The 18,550-nt window shown below is 71.2% G+C and carries 12 protein-coding genes; 8 read left to right on the top strand and 4 right to left on the bottom strand.

All coding sequences use genetic code 11. The annotated features are described in order from the left end of the window. Positions 1-198 precede the first annotated feature (198 nt). The 4 genes from FRANCCI3_RS14685 to FRANCCI3_RS26295 are packed head-to-tail and all read left to right on the top strand — an operon-like array spanning position 199 to position 4,928. On the top strand, positions 199-1,323 hold the full coding sequence (locus tag FRANCCI3_RS14685; protein WP_011437307.1) for a solute-binding protein: 1,125 nt from the start codon (positions 199-201) through the stop codon (positions 1,321-1,323). Next, positions 1,320-2,579, top strand: a complete 1,260-nt coding sequence (locus FRANCCI3_RS14680; protein ID WP_011437306.1) for a toxic anion resistance protein — start codon at positions 1,320-1,322, stop codon at positions 2,577-2,579. Before FRANCCI3_RS14685 ends, FRANCCI3_RS14680 begins: the two co-directional genes overlap by 4 nt. Next, a complete protein-coding gene (locus tag FRANCCI3_RS14675) occupies positions 2,576-4,180 on the top strand; it encodes a vWA domain-containing protein (protein WP_011437305.1) in 1,605 nt (534 codons plus the stop codon). The genes FRANCCI3_RS14680 and FRANCCI3_RS14675 overlap by 4 nt, the downstream gene beginning before the upstream one ends. Further along, positions 4,167-4,928, top strand: coding sequence for a hypothetical protein (locus FRANCCI3_RS26295; RefSeq protein ID WP_011437304.1), 762 nt, complete (start codon positions 4,167-4,169; stop codon positions 4,926-4,928). The genes FRANCCI3_RS14675 and FRANCCI3_RS26295 overlap by 14 nt, the downstream gene beginning before the upstream one ends. Here the strand turns inward: FRANCCI3_RS26295 and FRANCCI3_RS14665 are convergent. Beyond that, complete coding sequence (locus FRANCCI3_RS14665) at positions 4,918-6,219, bottom strand: glycosyltransferase 87 family protein (protein ID WP_131728919.1); 1,302 nt, start codon at positions 6,217-6,219, stop codon at positions 4,918-4,920. The two genes, FRANCCI3_RS26295 and FRANCCI3_RS14665, sit on opposite strands and share 11 nt — an antisense overlap. 503 nt (positions 6,220-6,722) lie before the next feature. Between FRANCCI3_RS14665 and mptB the strand changes: the two genes are divergently transcribed. After that, positions 6,723-8,159: a polyprenol phosphomannose-dependent alpha 1,6 mannosyltransferase MptB gene (mptB, locus tag FRANCCI3_RS14660; protein WP_023841172.1), complete on the top strand. Its 1,437-nt coding sequence runs from the start codon at positions 6,723-6,725 to the stop codon at positions 8,157-8,159. Between the two features lie 51 nt (positions 8,160-8,210). Here mptB and FRANCCI3_RS14655 read toward each other — a convergent pair whose 3' ends face one another. From FRANCCI3_RS14655 to FRANCCI3_RS14640, 3 genes are all read right to left on the bottom strand, one after another. Then, entirely contained in the window at positions 8,211-8,684 is a 474-nt protein-coding gene (locus FRANCCI3_RS14655; RefSeq protein ID WP_011437301.1) for a VOC family protein, read from the bottom strand. Positions 8,685-8,782: 98 nt separating this feature from the next. Then, complete coding sequence (locus FRANCCI3_RS14650) at positions 8,783-10,372, bottom strand: FMN-binding glutamate synthase family protein (protein WP_011437300.1); 1,590 nt, start codon at positions 10,370-10,372, stop codon at positions 8,783-8,785. A 513-nt stretch (positions 10,373-10,885) separates the two neighbouring features. After that, on the bottom strand, positions 10,886-11,566 hold the full coding sequence (locus FRANCCI3_RS14640) for a hypothetical protein (protein ID WP_232235132.1): 681 nt from the start codon (positions 11,564-11,566) through the stop codon (positions 10,886-10,888). Positions 11,567-11,597: 31 nt separating this feature from the next. On the opposite strand from FRANCCI3_RS14640, the gene FRANCCI3_RS14635 reads away from it, so the two are divergent. From FRANCCI3_RS14635 to FRANCCI3_RS14625, 3 genes are all read left to right on the top strand, one after another. Continuing rightward, on the top strand, positions 11,598-14,183 hold the full coding sequence (locus FRANCCI3_RS14635; protein WP_011437298.1) for a carboxylate--amine ligase/circularly permuted type 2 ATP-grasp protein: 2,586 nt from the start codon (positions 11,598-11,600) through the stop codon (positions 14,181-14,183). A gap of 273 nt (positions 14,184-14,456) precedes the next feature. Then, positions 14,457-16,241 carry an N-acetylglutaminylglutamine amidotransferase gene (locus FRANCCI3_RS14630; RefSeq protein ID WP_011437297.1) on the top strand — a complete coding sequence of 595 codons (1,785 nt, stop codon included), beginning with the start codon at positions 14,457-14,459 and terminating at the stop codon, positions 16,239-16,241. An 81-nt stretch (positions 16,242-16,322) separates the two neighbouring features. Then, on the top strand, positions 16,323-18,530 hold the full coding sequence (locus tag FRANCCI3_RS14625; RefSeq protein WP_011437296.1) for a S9 family peptidase: 2,208 nt from the start codon (positions 16,323-16,325) through the stop codon (positions 18,528-18,530). Positions 18,531-18,550 lie beyond the last annotated feature (20 nt).

The following is an 18,550-nucleotide window of genomic DNA, read 5'->3' as shown; positions in this document are numbered from 1 at the left end:
CCATCATAGCTCACTATAGAGCGCCAATGACTACTGGACGAGCGACAGTTGGCACCCCCTCGTCTCCCACGGACGGGCGCCGCGGCGATCCACCGGTCACCAGGAAACGGTCGCGTGGGTTGAACGTCGAGAACGTGTCGCCAGGATCTACCATTATGGGGGCAGAGGGGTCAATCGGGGGATTCGGGCGGAGGGCTGGTGCGTTCGGCGCAGCGGGGCAGGACCGTCGGGCTCCTGCTGGCCGGTCTGCTCGTGATTGCGGTGGTGGCCCTGATCGTGGTCCCCCGGCTGGGGGGCGACGCCGGCGGCGGTCCGCCCGATGGCAACGTGCGGACCGTCCGGGTCCTGGCCGGTTCGGAGAAGCGGGACTTCTTCGCGGACCCCGCGGTGGGCGCCCGGCTCGCGGAGCTCGGCTACCGGCTGCAGGTCGATACCGCGGGCTCCAGGGAGATCGCCACCAGCCGCGATCTGACCCCATATGACCTGGCCTTTCCGGCCGATGCGCCGCAGGCCGACCGGATCAGGGCCGCCAGGAAGGTGACGAAGTCCTACGTCCCCTTCTTCAGCCCGATGGCGATCGCCACCTTCCAGCCGATCGCGTCACTGCTGCAGAACGCCGGGGTCGTGCGGATGGACGGCGGCCACCGCGTCCTGAACATGCGCGGCTACCTCGATCTGGTCGATAAGAACACCCGCTGGTCGGACCTGCCGGGGAACACCGCTTTCGAGACCGGCAAGTCCGTGCTCATCAGTTCGACGGATGTGCGGACGTCGAACTCCGCGGCGCTGTACCTGGCGATCGCCAGCTATGTCGAGAACGGCGGTAACGTCGTCGCCGACAGCGCCGCGGCGGATCGGGTGGCCGCCCGCTGCGCACCGCTGTTCGTCAAGCAGGGCTATGTCGAGCAGTCCACCCAGGAACCCTTCGACGACTTCCTCACCATCGGGATGGGGAAGACGCCGATGGCCATGATCTACGAGGCGCAGTTCGTCGCCCGCCAGCTCGCGAAGGACGGCTCCATCAGCCCCGACATGGTCCTCATGTACCCGGAGCCAACGATCTACGCGAAGCACACGGTGGTACCGCTGACCGCCGATGGCGATGCCGCCGGGCGGCTGCTTGCCACCGACCCGCAGCTGCAGCGTCTCGCGGCTCAGCACGGGTTTCGTACCGCGGATGCCGCGTACGGCCGCCGCCTGGCCACCGAACGGGGTCTCGCGCCGCCGCCGTCACTGGTCGACGTGGTGGAACCGCCCACCGCCGCCATCGAGGAACGCATGATTGACAAGATTGTGAACCAGGCGCAGGGGAGACCCGGTTGACCACGCAACCGCCGGCCGCCGACCGGAATACGGCACCTGGCAATACGTCACCCGGCGGCCTGGTGCTGACCCCGCCCGAGCCGGTGGCACCGGTGCCCCTTGACCGGGCCGAACCGGCCGTTCCGATCGATCCGGACGCCGTGGCCCGACTGGACGAGCAGGCTGGCACGTTCGCGCGCACGCTGCTGTCCATCGATGCCCACTCGCCGGCGTTCGCGTCGAAGGTCGCCGCCGTGCACCGGCTGGGGGAGAAGGAGATCCGGGAATCGGCGTCGGTGTCCAACCGGTTGCTCGACAAGCCCACCCGGGCGATGAACTCCGGGCCCTTCGACCAGACCTCGGCGGTGTCGAAGTCCCTGGTCGAGCTGCGCCGGGTCGTGGCGGACCTCGACCCCTCCCGGCAGAATCTCGACGCCCCCAGAAAGCTGCTCGGCGTGCTCCCCTTCGGCAACCGGCTGCGGGACTACTTCGCGTCCTACCGGTCGTCGCAGGCCCATCTGGACGGGATCCTGCGCGCCCTGCAGCACGGTCAGGAGGAGCTGCGCCGGGACAACGCCGCCATCGAGCAGGAGAAGCAGAACCTGTGGGTGGCGATCGGCCGGCTGCGGGAGTATGCCTACCTCGCCGGCAGACTCGACGGTGAGCTCGAAACGGGGATCGCGGCGCTCGCGGGCGCCGATCCGGACCGGGCTGAGGAGCTTCGCCGGGACGTGCTGTTCTACGTCCGCCAGAAGCACCAGGACCTGCTTACCCAGCTTGCCGTCGGCGCACAGGGCTACCTTGCGTTGGACCTGCTCCGGCGCAACAACCTCGAACTCATCAAGGGTGTGGACCGGGCGAGCACCACGACCGTGTCGGCCCTGCGCACCGCGGTGATCGTCGCCCAGGCGCTGGCCGACCAGAAGATGGTCCTTGACCAGATCTCGGCCCTGAACAGCACCACCGAGAAGATCATTTCTGGCACGTCGGAGCTGTTGCGCCGGCAGAGCGCCGACGTGCACCGGCAGGCGTCCTCGGCGACCGTCTCGCTGCGGACCCTCCAGCAGGCCTTCGCGAACATTTACGCCACCATCGACGCCATCGACGACTACCGCGCCGCCGCGCTGGACACCATGCGGACGACGGTGGACGCGCTGTCCACCGAGATCGGCAGGGCCACCGCCTACCTGGACCGGTCGGCCGCGGGCGAGATCGGCGAGCTCGGCTCGTACCCCGACGGCGGTGGCGAGCTGACGCTGCCGGGCGGCGGCCGGTGAACCGACGGCCGCCCGCGGCCCTGCTCGCGTGTCTCCTGACGGTGCTGCTCGTGGCCGCCTGCTCGGGCGGAGGCCCGGGACCGGCGGACGGGTCCGGCACCGGCGGGTCCGCAGGCGAACTCACCGTCCTCGCCGGCTCCGAACTCCAGGACATCCAGCCGCTGCTTCCCGATCTCACCCGGGCGACCGGCGTCACCCTGCGGCTGAGCTACACCGGCACCCTGGACGGCGCCGACGCGATTACCAGGGGCACCGCCCAGGCCGACGCCGCCTGGTTCGCCTCCGACCGGTACCTGCGACTGCTGCCGAACGGCGCGACGTCCGTAGCCGCGCGATCGTCGATCATGCTGTCACCGGTGGTGTTCGGGGTCCGACGCAGCCTGGCCCGGCAGTTCGGCTGGACCGGCAACCCCAACGTGACCTGGGCCGACATCGCCGCGAAGGTGGCGGCCGGCCAGCTCTCCTACGCCATGACGAATCCCGCGGCGTCGAACTCGGGTTTCTCCGCCCTGGTCGGGGTGGCGGCGGCACTCGCCGGCACCTCGGACGCGCTGCGCCCGCAGGACATCAGACCTGCCCAGCTGACCTCGTTCTTCTCTGGCCAGGCACTGACCGCGGGCAGTTCCGGTTTCCTGACCGACGCCTACGCCCGTTCCCAGGACACTCTCGGCGGCATGATCAACTATGAGTCGGTGCTGCTGGCCCTGAACGCCGGGCACCGGCTGCGCGAACCATTGGAGTTGATCTATCCCCGGGACGGGATCGTCACCTCCGACTACCCTCTCCTGCTGCTGCGGCCGGACAAGCGTGATCTCTATGACCGGGTCGTCAGCTGGCTGCGCCTGCCGCGGACGCAGCACCGGCTGCAGACTGCCACGAGCCGCCGGCCGGCCCTGCCCGGGGTGGCGTTGGACGCCCGGTTCCCGACGCGGACGCTCACCGAGCTGCCCTTCCCGGCGAGCCGGCAGGTCGCCGACCAGCTGCTGTCCGCCTACCTCGACCGGTTCCGGCGGCCCAGCCACGCCATCTTCCTGCTCGACGTGTCCGGGTCGATGGCCGGATCACGGATAGCGGCGCTCCAGGCGGCGCTGCGCGGACTCACCGGTGCGGACGACACGTTGTCCGGCAGGTTCGCCCGGTTCCGGGGTCGCGAGAAGATCACGATGATCACCTTCGCCGGCCGGGCCAACGACCCCGTGGACTTCGCCGTGAACGACCCGCGGCCGGGCTCCGCGGATCTGGCGGGCGTCAACACGTTCGTGGACGGCCTGCGGCTCCAGGACGGCACCGCGATCTACTCGGCGCTGGAGGCCGGCTACCGGGCTGCCGGCGCGGCCGTTGAGGCCGACCCCGGCTACCTCACGTCGATCGTCCTGATGACCGACGGGGAGAACAACTCCGGTATCTCGGCCGCCGACTTCCGCTCCTCCTATCAGCGGCTGCCGGCGGCCGCGCGTGCCGTGCGTACCTTCACGATCGCCTTCGGGGAGGCCGACCCGGCGGCGCTGCGGGATATCTCCGCCGACACCGGTGGCGCGGTGTTCGACGCCCGTACCTCGTCGCTGGCGGACGCGTTCAAGGACATCCGTGGCTACCAGTGAACCGCCGACGCCGCGTCCACCGCGGCTCCCGCGCCCGGCACCACCCCCGTCGGCGCCGATCCCCGGCCGGGGACAGTGGATCCTCACCTGGTTCGGTTCGGCCAAGAACATCGCCGGCTGCACATGCGCGCTCGCCGGCGCCGGCGCGAGTGCCGCGGGCCTGGTGGACTGGCCGTTCTGGCCGCCGGTCGTCGCGGCGCTCTACGCGATCGGCGCCTTGGTCGCACCGCCGCGCCGCGCCGCGGTCGCGGGCGGTGGGATCGACGTGGATGATCTGCGGGCGACGGTCGAGGCCCAGTACCGGGCCCTGATCGACCGGGCACCGGACGACCGGGCACTCGTCGCCGCCGCCGAGGAGGTCATCGGTGCGCTGCGGCAGGTCCTGGACACCCCGCACCTGCTGCGTCCCGGCTCGCCGGAGACGTTCGCCGTCGAGCGGACGGTCGCCGATTACCTGCCCACCGCGGTGGAGACCTATCTGGGGCTGCCGCGGGCCTACGCCGAGACCCACCGGCTGCCCGACGGCCGTACCCCCCGCGATGTCCTGCTGGCGACGCTGGCCCTGCTCGCCGGTGGGATGCGTGAGGTCACCGAGGCGGCCGCCCGCGGCGACACGGCCCAGTTGCTCGCGCACAGCCGCTTCCTCACCGACCGATTCGGCCCGACCGAGCTCACCCTCCCCGATCCCGCCCGGCCCGATCTCGCCCGGCCCGACCTGCCACGCATCCCGGGCCCACCTAGCCCCTGACGCCCCGGCGCACCAGGTCCGGATGTCGCATTCTCCGTGATGGGCGGTACAGGTCCCGGCGGCCTGCGACGCGCGCCAGGGTGACCAGGAGTACGACACCGGCGATCACGTAGGCGTTCGTGAGGAGGATGGTCGGGTCGCGGCGGTGCGGCCAGTTCTGGTCGTGTGGCGTGATCCACCAGACGGGGGAGGCCACGAACAACACGTAGCCGGCGAGCGCCGCTCCGACGTACCGGCGTGAGGCTCGGCCGTCGGTGCCGTCGGTGCCGTCGGTGCCGTCGGTGCCGTGGGTGGCGTGGGTGGCGTGGGTGGCGTGGGTGGCGTGGGTGGCGTGGGTGGCGAGCCAGAGCAGCGTCGGCACCGCCCACACCCAGTGGTGACTCCACGAGATCGGCGAGACCAGCAGTCCGGTGACCGCACAGGCGAGCAGGCCCGCGACGGGCTCCCCGCGCCGGTGCAGCCGCACCGCGAGCACCAGCCCGGCGACGGCGACCGCGGCCACCACCAGCCGGTGGATCTGGACGACCGACGCGCCGTCTCCCCAGATCCGGGTCATCGCGCCGGACAGCGACTGGTTGCCGGCGTACGTGACCGAGCCGATCCGGCCCGGATCCGCGAACACCCCGCCCCAGTAGGCGCGGGACGCCGCGGGTGCCAGCGCGAACGCCACGGCATGGGCCGCGAGAAACGTCCCCGCCGCTGCGATCGCCACCCGGCGCCGGCCGGCCAGCCACAGGTAGGCCACGAAGATCAACGGAGTCAGTTTCACCGCCGCGGCGAGACCTGTGAGAGCACCGGGTGGCAGTCGGGCGAACGGTGTGGACCGCCGTCCGGGCCCGGCATCGAGCCAGACCGCCAGCATCAGCAGGATGTTGACCTGCCCGAAGATGATGGTGCTGCGAACCGGTTCCGTCGCGAGCGCCGCCACCAGCAGCAGCGGCGGCGCCCAGCGCGAGCCCAGTGCCCGCCCGACCCCGGCGGCCCGCGCGGTGTCGGTCGGCGGGATGAGCCAGGCTCGCAGCCTGGACAGCAGCAGGATGAGTGCCGCGACGGTCAGCGCGGCCCAGACGACCTCAGCCACCCCCAGGGGGATGGCGGCGAACGGCGTGAACAGCACCGCCGCGATCGGTGGGTAGGTGAAGGGCAGGCCGGCCGCCGTACGCACCTGGTAAAGGGCGGACCCGTCCCAGACAGCCTGCCCCCCCAGCCGGTAGACAGCGAAGTCGGTCTGCGGCTGCGGTGCGATCATCACCGCGAGCACCACCAGCGCGGCGACGACGCCCGTGGTCACGACGGGCGCCGTCGGTCGCGCCGAGGCGACCGGCACCGGTCCCGGGCCTGCCGTCTCCCCGTTGGGGCAGGCGGTAACGGTTGCCGGGCCCATGGTTCTCGCTTGCCGCATGCGTTCGGCATAGCACCCCGAGGCGGTCCGCCAGCAGGGAGCCCGGCAGCCACCATCCGCCGTTCATCCCGGCGCCATCCGCCGGTAGCCGCCGGTAGCCGCCCGGCGCCGAGGCAGGACACCGCGGGCCGGGCCGGCGCCCGTGGGCTCCGACATCCATACAGGACAGGTATTGTTCACCGGGTGCTCCCGGGCGCGCTGCCTGTTGGCGATGTAGAAACGTCAGGCTTTATACCGGAATGGACGAGATAGAGTGCGCCGCGCCGCACGGAACCGCCCGACCGGGCGATCCTGCTCGACGCTGTTCGTCGCGCCCCGGTAGGGGCGTCGGCGGACGCCTCGACGGAGGTATCGTCCTGCTCGCGGGATGTGGGACCGCCGGATCGGTGCTGGTGGTGCTGGTGGCGGGGCGACTGGCCCTGCAGCCCGGAGTTGTGACCCCGTCACGCTGGTTCGGGCTGCTCGACCCGGTGCCGTTCGACCGCCCCTCTCCGCTACCCGCTTTTATGATCATCGGGGTGGCGTTGCTCGTCGGCGCATGGTTCCGGTTGTGCCAGCGCGCGCACCACGGCGACCTGTCGGTCCCGCGGATAGGCCTCGTCATCGGCTTCTGGGCCGTTCCGGTGCTGCTCGGCCCGCCGATCCTCAGCCTCGACGTCTACTGCTACACCGCGCAGGGGACGATGCTCGCCGCCGGGCTCGACCCCTACGCCGCCGGGCCCACCGCGCTCGGCGCCCGTCCCATCCTGCTAGCCGTCGATCCGATCTGGAGATCATCGCTGTCGCCCTACGGGCCGGTCGCCCTCGGCTACTTCCGGCTGGTGACCGCGCTTGCGGGCGGTGACGTCCTGCGCGCGGTCCTGCTGCACCGGATCGTCGCGGGGGCGAGCGTCGTCGTGATGGCGGTGTGCGTGGTGCGGGTGTCCTCCGCGGCGCGACGGCCCTGGGCGCTGGCGTTCTGCGCGGGTAGTCCGATCGTGCTGCTGCAGCTCGTCGGCGCGATCCATCTTGAGGCCATCCTGCTGGCGCTGCTTGCCAGCGGCCTGACGGCGGTGTACCGCGGCAGGCCGGTGCTCGGTCTCGTCCTCATCACCGCGGCCGCGCTGGTGAAGTGGCCCGCGGCCCTGGTCGTCGTGGTGGTGCTGGTCTGGCGGTCGGTCGCGGCGGTGAGTGCCGCTACCGCCGCGACCGCAGCCTCGGTCGGATCGGGTCGGCGTTCATCCCGGCTCCGTCGCGCCGCCGCCGTCGCTGGGCGGGACCTCGCCGTCGTGGCGAGCGTCGTCGTGGTGCTCTCGAGTCTGGTACCCGACGGCTTCGGATGGCTGCGCGCCGCGCGGACACCGGCCGCCGGACTGACCCTCTACGCCCCGACCACCTGCCTCGCCGATCTTCTGTCCGCCCTGGCGAGGATGGCCGGATCGGCGATGCGCTTCGAGGATCTGGTGGGACCCACCCGGGCCGCGGGCGTGGCCGTCGCCGCCGGGATCTTCGTCTGGCTGCTGGCGACCGTCCGCGACCGCGAACCGCATGCCACCGCCGGGCTGGCACTACTCAGCCTGGCCCTGCTCGGACCCGTCCTCTATCCCTGGTATCTCACCTGGGGCGCCGTGCTCCTCGGCCTGACCGGGCAGGCGCCGCGACGGGTGCTCGGGGCGGTCACCGTGGTCGGCTCGTTCCTGGCCCTGCCGCACTGCGAGCTGTTGTTCGTCGATCACCCGCAGGTCGCCCCCTGGTTCGTCCGGCAGGGGCCGATCGTCCTGCTCGTCGCCCTGACCTGCGGCATCGCCGTGGCCTTGGCCGCCCGGCGTCGTCTCGCCAGCGTGCCCTGAGCGCGGCGCCCGTGCCCTGAGCACGGCGCCCGTTGCGTCCGTCGCCGGGCCTCACGCCTCGTCGGCGGCCCGGCGCAACTCCTCGATGTCGAGCTTCGACATCTTCAGCATCGCCTGCATCGCCCGCTGGGACCGGCCCGGGTCGGGATCGTCAAGGAGCTCAGACAGGGCCGTGGGCACGATCTGCCAGGACAGCCCGTACCGGTCCTTGAGCCACCCACACGGTCCTGCCTCGCCACCGTCGGTCAGCCGGTCCCAGTACTCGTCGATCTCGGCCTGGGAACCGCAGCCGACCTGCAGCGAGATCCCCTCCGAGAAGGTGAACTCGGGTCCGCCGTTCAGCGCGACGTACTCCTGGCCATCCAGTTCAAACCGGACGGTCATGACCGTGCCCTCGGGACGGGGCCCGGCCGGGCCGTAGCGGGTGATGTCGACGATCCGCGAGTTCGGGAAGATCGACGTGTAGAACCTGGCCGCCTCCTCGCCCTGAGTGTCGAACCACAGACATGGCGTGATTGCTGGCATCCTCCGGTCCTTCCTGTCTGGATGAGAAGCGCGCGGCCATTTCCCGCACGAGCTTTTCCCGAAGAGCTTTTCCCGAAGAGCGTCGTGGTACCCCTGGATCAGGGGCGAAAGCGGTCCGGGTCGGCCGCAGCCCAGTCCGCGGCCCAGTCCGCCGGCGGCTCGACGAGCAGTTCCCCGGGTTCGAGCCACTCGTACAGCTCGGCGTAGCTACGGGTGTCGGTGTGGGTGACCCGGCGCATCAGCATCCCCGGATGCAGCTGTTCGGGACCGGCGCAGCCCAGCGAGGCGATCATCTGTACCGCCTGGGCCACCGCGGCCTGCTGGTAGCGGCGCACCCGCTCGCCCTTGTCCGCGACGTCCACCGCGCGGGCGCGGCGCGGATCCTGGGTGGCCACCCCGACCGGGCAGGTGTTGGTGTGACAGCGTTGCGCCTGGATACAGCCGACCGCCATCATCATCGCGCGGGCCGCGTTGGTGTAGTCGGCGCCCTGGGCGAGCCGTTTGACGATGTCCACCCCGGTGGCAATCTTGCCGCTCACCCCGATCCGGACCTGGTCTCGCAGGCCGACGCCGACGAGTGCGTTGTGCACCGTCATCAGGCCCTCGGTGAGCGGAGTACCGACGTGGTCCTCGTATTCCAGCGGCGCGGCGCCGGTGCCGCCCTCACCTCCGTCGACGACGATGAAGTCGGGGGTGATCCCCTCGGCCAGCATCGCCCGGCAGATCGCGAGCAATTCCCGCCGGGGCCCCATACACAGTTTGAATCCCGTGGGCTTGCCACCCGCGAGCTCCCGCATCCGGGCGATGAACAGCACCAGTTCCCGCGGAGTCGAGAAGACCCGGTGTCCCGGCGGGCTGACACAGGTCACCCCGGCCGGGACACCGCGGGCCCGCGCGATCTCGGCGCTGACCTTCGCCGCGGGCAGGATGCCGCCGAGGCCGGGCTTGGCGCCCTGGCTCAGCTTCAGCTCGACCATCCGGACCGACGGAAGAGCCGCCTTGTCCTTGAACAGCGCCGGGTCGAAGTCGCCGTCCGCCGTGCGAGCACCGAAGTAGCCGCTGCCGATCTCCCAGACGAGGTCGGCGTGGTAGCGCAGGTGATGCTCGGTGAGACCGCCCTCCCCGGTGTCATGGGCGAAACCGCCCGCCGCCGCGCCGCGGTTCATCGCGAGCACGGCGTTGCCCGATAACGCTCCGAAGCTCATCGCCGAGATGTTGAGCAGCGCCATGTCATACGGCTGGGTGCAGTCCGGGCCGCCGATGCGCACCCGGGGCGGCGGGGTGCCTGGCGCAACCGCCAGTGGCACCGTCGAATGCAGCAGGTACTCGTAGCCGACCGCGTTGACATCGCGCTCGGTGCCGAACGCCTGGTCGCTGTGGATGCCCTTCGCGCGTTCGTAGATGCTCGTCCGGATGTCGCGGTCGAACGGGCGGCCGTCGTAGTTGCGTTCGATGAAGTACTGCTGGATCTCCGGCCGGATGGACTCCAGCATGAAGCGGAGGTGGCCGAACACCGGGTAGTTCCGCAGGATTGCGTGCCGGCGTTGCGTGACGTCGTGGACGGCCAGGGCGAGCAGGGCGCCGGACACGGCGGCGGCCCCCCACCAGTCCGCCGACCACCACAGCCCGGCGGCGATTGCCGCCGCCATGAGCCCCGCCAGGGCCGGCAGTATCCCGAACGAGAACATCGCGATCCTTCCCTGCACCGGCCCCGTGCGCAGGCTGTGCGCGGGCCGCGGCCGGCGGAACCCGGCCGATCTGCCTGGACCCGTCGGGTCCGGCGCCTTCGACGCTATACGCCGGACGGTTCACGAGGTGTTCCACGGCCGCGCCGCGGCCGCGGGGACACGCAATGGGCGGGAACTCGCAATGGCGAGCTGGCCGTCGGCGAACAGGGTAACTCCCTGTTCACAACAACTTTCACAGCACTCCGGAATGTCGGCCTCTTTCTCTCGGGCATCGGACCACCGGGGCACCGACGAGGTGCTCGATCCGGGAGAAAGTTTCACCCCAACTTTCCGCAAGGCGGGATCCTTCCTCCACCGCTGTCGTTTCCACTCGAACCTGGATGACTTCAACCAGCCGGTCGCACCTGGGCCGGAGGGCGGCATCCAGGACGCCAACGGCAACTTCGGAACGCCTATGATGGGGGTCATAACCGTGTCGGACAAAAAGCGGTAGACGTCATCAAGCGGTAGACGTCATCGAGGGCCGGCATCATTGAGGTGTGCTGGAAGGAGCGGCACCACATCGTCAACATCCTGGACCGGGATGACGGTCGGCAGCGATGAATCCCGGGTGTCCACGGCCCAGGTGTCGAGACCGATCACCGTCTTCCCGGTCCGGAGCGCGAAGGAGATCTCACTGAGCGTTCCCCAGCTTCCGCCGACGGCGACCAACGCGTCGCTGCCGCGGACGAGCAGGCCGTTGCGCAGCTCGCCCATCCCGGTCGGGAGGCTGACGGTGAGATGGTCGTTTCCCTCGTCCCGGGACAGGCCCGGCAGCAGCCCGATCGTCGTCCCGCCGCATCCGTCCGTCCCGCCGCATCCGTCCGTCCCGCCACACCCGTCGATCCTCCCGCCGGTGAGCCGGTCGGGCGACCGCGCGCCGCATCGGACACGCCGCGCCCTGCACGCTTCGTCACGTTTTATCGAGGCCCGGCGGGATAGTAGAGACCCTGGTGGGCCCGTCGGCCCCACCAGCAGGGCCGACGGGCCGGACGGACGGGTCGGACGAGAGTGGCCGCGCGGGTGGGCCGGGCTAGGCGTCGGGTTGAGGTGTCGGGTGGCGGCCGGTACCCGACGATGACAAGGGTGGGGGTGCAGGTCCGTGGCGAGTAGCGCGGGATTCTTCCCGAGGCGGGTCATATCTGTGACACGCATGCGTAACCGGCCGGCCGTAGCGTAGCCCGCCATGAGCGACGCACGAATCGTGGCCGTCGGCGTCGAGGAGGAATTTCACATCCTCGATCTCACTACCCGTCAGCTCGTTCCCAGGGCCGAGGAGGTCCTCCGTCGACTCGACGGGGACTCGTTCTCTCCAGAGCTATTGAAATCGGTTGTCGAGACGAACAGTCAGCCGACGGCGGATCTGCTGGAGCTGCGGACGAACCTGCTCGATCTGCGGCGGCGACTCGCGGAGGTGACCGGCGAGCTCGGGCTCGGGCCGGCCGCCGCGGGCACCGTGCCGATCGTGGACATGGATCTGCTCGACGTCTCCCGGGACGACCGTTACGAGCAGATGACCGAGGACTACCAGATCGTCGCGCGCGAGCAGCTCATCTGCGGCGCCCAAGTGCACGTCGACGTGGCCGACCGCGACCTCGCGATGGCCGTCGTCGCCTGGACCGCGCCGTGGCTGCCGATGCTGCTGGCGCTCTCGGCCAGCTCGCCGTTCTGGATGGGCGCCGACAGCGGCTACGCGAGCATGCGCACGCTGGTGTGGCAGCGCTGGCCGACCGCGGGGGTCGCCGGGTCCTTCCGGACCGCCGCGGAGTACGACCAGCTCGTGGCAGACCTGATCAAGTCCGGGGTGATCAGCGACCCGGGGATGGTCTACTTCGACGTCCGCCCGTCGGCCCACCTGCCCACCGTCGAGCTGCGCATCTGCGATGCCTGCCCGGACGTCGACAACGTCATCCTTATCGCCGGGCTGTTCCGGGCGCTGGTGTGCCAGGCCATCGAGGAGATCGAGGCCGGCGGCCAGGCCCCGCCGCCACGCGCGGAGCTGCTGCGCGCGGCGACCTGGCGGGCGGCCCGGTCCGGCCTGGAGGGCGACCTCGTCGACATCCTCGGTGCCGGCCCGATACCGGCCCAGGCCATGCTGCGCCGGCTGCTCACCGAGGTCCGCCCGCAGCTCGAACGGTTCGACGACTGGGAGCTCATCGACAACCTGGCCGAACAGGCCGTCGGCCGGGGCAGCTCGGCGCACCGCCAGCGCCGGGCCTTCGCCCGTCGGGGTCTGCTCACCGACGTCGCGGATCTGGTGCTGGCCGAGACCCGCGACGTCCCGCCCGCGGGGGCGGCGGCCGCGCTGGGGAGCGCGCCCGCTGTGTCCGCCTCCGACCAGATCGCGCCGCGGCTGCTCGAGCGCTACCAGCCGACCGGGTACGACGAGATCGTCGACGCCCGCGGCGCGGTCCGTCCCCAGTACCGGGCCGTCATGCGCACCTTGGAACGGCTCGGCCCGGGCATCCTCGACGAACGGGTCGGGACGCGCGAGGCCGAGCAGAACGACCGGGGGATCGTCTTCCGGGCCTCGGGGGACTCCGCCAGCCGTCCCTTTCCGTTCGACCTGGTCCCGCGGATCATCGCCGCCGACGACTGGACGACCCTGACGACCGGGCTGAGCCAGCGGGTCCGGGCCCTGGAGGCGTTCCTGCACGACATCTACGGCGAGCGGGCGGCCGTCGCCGACGGGATCGTGCCGGCCTGGGTGGTCAACGACGCGCCGAGCCTGCGCCACGGCGGTCGCGCCGTCGGCCCGGACGCCATCCGGGTGACCGTCGCCGGCATCGACCTGGTCCGCGGCGGCGACGGCGGCTGGCTGGTGCTGGAGGACAACCTGCGCGTGCCGTCCGGTATCGCCTACGCCATGGAAGGCCGGCGGCTCGCCGAGTCGGTGCTGCCGGAGCTCGGTCCGCCGGCCGGCATCCTGCGACTGGACGGCATACCCGCCCTGCTGCACGAGGCGCTGGTCGCGGCGGCCCCGGCGGCGGCGACGGGGGACCCGGCGGTGGCCGTGCTGACCGGCGGGAAGACCGACGCGGCGTACTTCGAGCATTCCCTGCTCGCCGAGAAGATGGGCGTCGCGCTGGTGGAACCGGCGGATCTGCTGGTCGACGACAACGACGTCGTCTACCGGATCGACGGCTCCCGGCGGTGCCGCGTCGACGTCCTCTACCGCCGGATGGACGAGGACGACCTGTTCGGCGCCCTCGGAGCCGCCGGCACCCCGCTGGGGCTCCCGCTGCTGCGCGCGATCCGGGCCCGCCGGGTCGGCATAGCGAACGCTCTGGGTAACGGGGTGGGTGACGACAAGGTCGTCTACGCCTACGTCCCGCGGATGGTCACCTACTACCTGGGCGAGCAGCCGGTGCTCGATGACGTGCCGACCTATGTCTGCGGCGACCCGGAGCAGTGTGAACACGTGCTGGACAACCTCGATCAACTGGTGGTGAAACCGGTCGACGGGTACGGCGGGTCCGGCGTGGTCATCGGGCCGCACGCCGAGCCCTACCGGCTTACCGAGGTCCGCGAGCGGATCCTGGCCAATCCCCGGCAGTGGATCGGCCAGGAACTGGTGTCGCTGTCGACCCATCCGACCTGGCATGACAGCCATCTCGAACCCTGCGCGGTAGATCTGCGGGTCTTTGTCTACGCCGGGCGGGAGCCGCGGGTGGTGCCCGCGGCGCTCAGCCGGGTGGCGCCTCCCGGCAGTCTGATCGTCAACTCCTCGCAGGGCGGGGGATCCAAGGACACCTGGATTCCCCGCCGTTAGCCGGTGATTCCCCGCCGTCAACCGTTCCGTGGCCGATACTCTCCGTAGTCGGATCCAGGGTGGCCCGGTCTTCCGTCGCGGGATGCGCTGCGGTTCCGTGCGGGATGCGCTGCGGTTCCGTGCGGGTTGGCGACCGAGGGAGTTGGCAACATCGCGGACACTGTTGTGAAATCTCCGTCCTCGAAAGTGAGGTCGTAGTCAACGGCTGCGGTACCGGGAAGGAAGCCTCGGGGAATGGATCTCGCCTGACCTCATCGATCGACGGGAGCGCACATGTGCGGGCTGAGTGGCGAGCTGAGATTCGACGGCCGGGGAGCGAACGTCGACGCGGTGGTGCGGATGACCGCGACGATGGTGCCGCGGGGCCCGGACGGCGTGGGAGTATGGTCCGCCGGCCCGGTCGCGTTCGGGCACCGTCGCCTGAAGATCATCGATTTGTCCGAGTGCGGTGCCCAGCCCATGGTGGACAACGAACTCGGCCTGACCACGGTGTTCAACGGGTGCATCTACAATTATCAGGAGCTGCGTGACGAGCTGATCGCGGCCGGCTACCGCTTCTTCTCCACCTCCGACACGGAGGTGATCGGCAAGGCGTACCACCGGTGGGGGAGACGCTGCGTCGACCACTTCGCCGGGATGTTCGCCTTCGCCATCGCCGAGCGGGACAGCGGACGGCTGATCCTCGCCCGGGACCGGCTCGGCATCAAGCCGCTCTACCTCACCGGGAACAGCGAGCGCCTGCGGTTCGCCTCCACCCTGCCGGCCCTGCTCGCCGGCGGCGGCGTCTCCTCCGACATCGACCTGGTCGCCTTTCACCACTACCTGTCGTTCCACTCCGTGGTGCCCGCACCGCACACGATTCTGGCCGGGGTGCGCAAGCTGCCCGCGGCGACCGTGCGGGTGGTGGAGCCGGACGGCACCTCGACCGACGACCTGTACTGGCGTCCCAGCTTCACCCGCGATCCCGCGCACGCGGACTGGACCGCCCGTGACTGGCAGGACGCGATCGCCGAGCGGCTGCGCCTCGCGGTGCGCCGCCGGATGGTCGCCGATGTCCCGGTCGGCGTGTTGCTGTCCGGTGGGCTGGACTCCAGTCTGATCGTCGCGCTGCTCGCCGAGGCGGGGCAGAAGGATCTCGCGACCTTCAGTGTCGGGTTCGAGGCCGTCGGCGGCGAGCCCGGCGACGAGTTCGTCTACTCCGACGTCATCGCCCGGTACTTCGACACCGACCACCATCAGATCCGGGTGCCGGGGACGAGGCTGCTGCCCGCCGTCGACGCGGCCGTCGCCGCGATGAGCGAGCCGATGGTCAGCCACGACTGCGTGGCCTTCTACCTGCTCTCCCAGGAGGTCTCCCGGCACGTCAAGGTCGTGCAGTCGGGGCAGGGCGCCGACGAGGTCTTCGCCGGGTATTCCTGGTATCCGCCGCTGGCGGGTGTTGGGCGGACCGACGCCGTCGACGCCTACCTGCGGGTCTTCGCCGACCGACCGCACCGGGACCTGCCCGCGATGGTGGAGCCGCACCATCTCATCGAGGCCGATGCCAGCCGGCACTTCGTCGCCTCCCACTTCGCCCGGCCGGGCGCCGAAACCGCCGTTGACGCCGCGCTGCGCATCGACTCGACGATCATGCTCGTTGACGACCCCGTGAAACGGGTCGACAACATGACGATGGCCGCGGGGCTTGAGGCCCGCACCCCGTTCCTCGACCACGAGTTGGTCGAGCTCGCCGCAGCCTGCCCGCCGGAGCTGAAGCTCGCCTCCGGCGGCAAGGGTGTGCTCAAGAACATCGGCCGCCCGCTGATGCCGGTCGACGTCATCGACCGACCCAAGGGGTACTTCCCGGTGCCGGCGATCCGCCATCTCGACGGGCCGTTCCTGGACCGGGTGCGCGAGGCGCTCACCGATCCGGCGGCGAAGGCGCGGGGTCTGTTCCGGCCGGTGTGGGTCCAGACGATGCTCGCCGCCCCGAACGACAACCGCACGGCGCTCGGCGCGAACGCCCTGTGGCAGGCCGCGCTGCTCGAGATGTGGCTCCAGACCCACACGGTCGCATGATCTACGTACATCGCACGACCCACGTACATCGCACGACCCACGTACATCGCACGACCGAGTCGCATGATCCCTTGGAGTGACATGATCCGACCCGCGGTGGTGGCGCAGCCGGTGGTGGGACGGCCGGTGGTGGGACGGCCGGTGGTGGCGCACACCGTCGACTCCGGGCGTCCCGGCGATCTGTCCGACGCCTGGGTCGCGGCGGCGAGCTGTCGCGCACCGAGTACCGGCCCGCATGGTCGGCTCGCCTTCGTCGGCGATCGCGGCGGCGCCCCCGCGCTGTGGATCCGGGACCCGGATGGCCGGGAGCGCCCGGTTGACACCGGCCCCGGTCATGTCCGGGCGGTCCTGTGGTCGCCGACCGACGACCGGATCGCCGTCCACGTCGCGCCGGGCGGCGGGGAGCTCACCGAGGTCCGGACCGTCCGGGCGGACGGCGGTGACCTGCGCCACCTGGCCGGCGGCGGGAGGCGGGCCGCCACCCCAGCCCGCTGGACCGACGACGGCCACGGCCTCGTCGTGACCGAGTCCGACCGCTCCGATCCGTCCGGCCGCACCGCCGCGGTGCTGATCGACTCCGACGGGCGACGGACCCGCCTCGCCGCCGGAGTGGCGCTGCAGGTGTGCGACGTCGTCGTTCTCCCCGACCCCGCGCCGGACGGGACGGGGAGCGGCGGTCCGGGGCGGGGCCCGGCCGGTGGCGGGTACCGCCTGCTGCTGCGGGAGGGCCCCCGTGGCGTCCGGCGGGTGCTCGTGGTCGACACCATGATCGCAGCCAGGGAGGGGATCGCAGCCAGGGAGGGGATCGCAGCCAGGGAGGGGATCGCAGCCAGGGAGGGGATCGCAGCCAGGGAGGGGATCGCAGCCAGGGAGGGGATCGGCGGGTCATGGCAGGTGCCCGGCGGGACGGCGACCACCGTGACCGGTCGGTTCGTCGCCGACGGCCGTCGCCTGCTGCTGCTGTGCGACATCGGGCGGGACCGGGCCGCGTTGTTCGACGTCCCCGTCGACCCCACGGGCGATCCGACCGGCGGGCCGCGGGTCCTCGCCGCCCGGGATGACGCCGATCTGGAGCGGTTCGCCCTGCTCGATCCGGATCGGGCGGTCGTCGTCTGGAACGTGGGCGGGCGCAGCGAGCTCGCGCTGGTCGATCTGCCCACCGGACGGTCACTGACGCTGCCGCCGCTTCCCCGCGACGTCGTCACCGGCGTGCTCGTCCGGCCCGGGGGGCGGGAGCTCGTGCTTGCCCTGGATGGTGCCACCAGGCCGGGGGAGATCTGGACCTGGGATCTCACCGCGCCATCCGCCGGCTACCGTCGGCTGATCTCGCACGCTCCCGTCGAGGCAGTGACCATCCCGGGACCGCGGGTCGTCCTGAACATCGACGTTGACGGCCTGGGATCCGACAGCCCGGGGCCATCCGGGCCATCCGGGCCATCCATGCCATCCGGGCTATCCGCGCCGGCGCGTGTACCCGGGATCCCCGGGCCCCGCACCGGTGACCACCCGCGGCTGGTCCGTCCGGTGCCGTGCGCCCTGCCGGCCCACGACGGCCGGGAACTGTCCGGTTGGTGGTACCGCCCGCACGGCCCGCGAGGACCGGTCCCGACCCTGCTCCACCTGCACGGCGGCCCGGAGGCGCAGGAGCGTCCCGTCTACAACCCGCTGTTCCAGGCCGTGCTCGCCCGGGGGATCGCGGTGTTCGCGCCGAACGTGCGCGGCTCCACCGGATTCGGCCGGTCGTTCGAGGAGGCCGATCACACCCATCGTCGGTTCGGCGGCATCGCCGACGTCCGCAGCTGCGTGGCGCATCTGGTCGCGACGGGCCTGGCTGACCCGGACCGGATCGGCGTCGCCGGCCGCTCCTACGGCGGCTATCTGACGCTGGCGGCGATGGTCCACTTCCCGGAGCTGTTCCGGGTCGGGGTAGACGTCTGCGGGATGGTTGATCTGGAGAGCTTCTATCAGTACACCGAGCCGTGGATCGCCGCGTCCGCGGTCACCAAGTACGGTGATCCACGCACCGAGCCGGCGTTGCTGCGGGCGCTGTCCCCGCTGCACCGGATGAGCGCCCTCGCCGCGCCGTTGCTCGTCGTGCATGGGGAGAACGACACCAACGTCCCGGTGATCGAGGCGGAGCAGACGGTCGCCGCGGCCCTCGCTCGCGGCGTCGACTGCCGTTACCTGCTCTTTCCCGGCGAGGGGCACGAGATCGCGGATCTGCGCCACCGCAGGTCGTTCGTCCGAGCGGTCGTCGACTGGCTGACCCCCCGGCTGCTGACCCCCTGACCCCCTGACCCCCTTGTCCC

It is taken from the genome of Frankia casuarinae (assembly GCF_000013345.1).
Taxonomy (GTDB): domain Bacteria; phylum Actinomycetota; class Actinomycetes; order Frankiales; family Frankiaceae; genus Frankia; species Frankia casuarinae.
The sequence above is the reverse complement of the archived record's forward strand: the minus strand, read 5'-3'. Positions and strand labels throughout refer to the sequence as shown.

Coding starts and splice junctions, on each gene's coding strand:
- FRANCCI3_RS14655 (WP_011437301.1), bottom strand. CDS start 8,684: ATGCCAGCAATCACGCCATGTCTGTGGTTCGACACTCAGGGCGAGGAG.
- FRANCCI3_RS14650 (WP_011437300.1), bottom strand. CDS start 10,372: ATGTTCTCGTTCGGGATACTGCCGGCCCTGGCGGGGCTCATGGCGGCG.
- FRANCCI3_RS14640 (WP_232235132.1), bottom strand. CDS start 11,566: ATGCGTGTCACAGATATGACCCGCCTCGGGAAGAATCCCGCGCTACTC.
- FRANCCI3_RS14635 (WP_011437298.1), top strand. CDS start 11,598: ATGAGCGACGCACGAATCGTGGCCGTCGGCGTCGAGGAGGAATTTCAC.
- FRANCCI3_RS14630 (WP_011437297.1), top strand. CDS start 14,457: ATGTGCGGGCTGAGTGGCGAGCTGAGATTCGACGGCCGGGGAGCGAAC.
- FRANCCI3_RS14625 (WP_011437296.1), top strand. CDS start 16,323: ATGATCCGACCCGCGGTGGTGGCGCAGCCGGTGGTGGGACGGCCGGTG.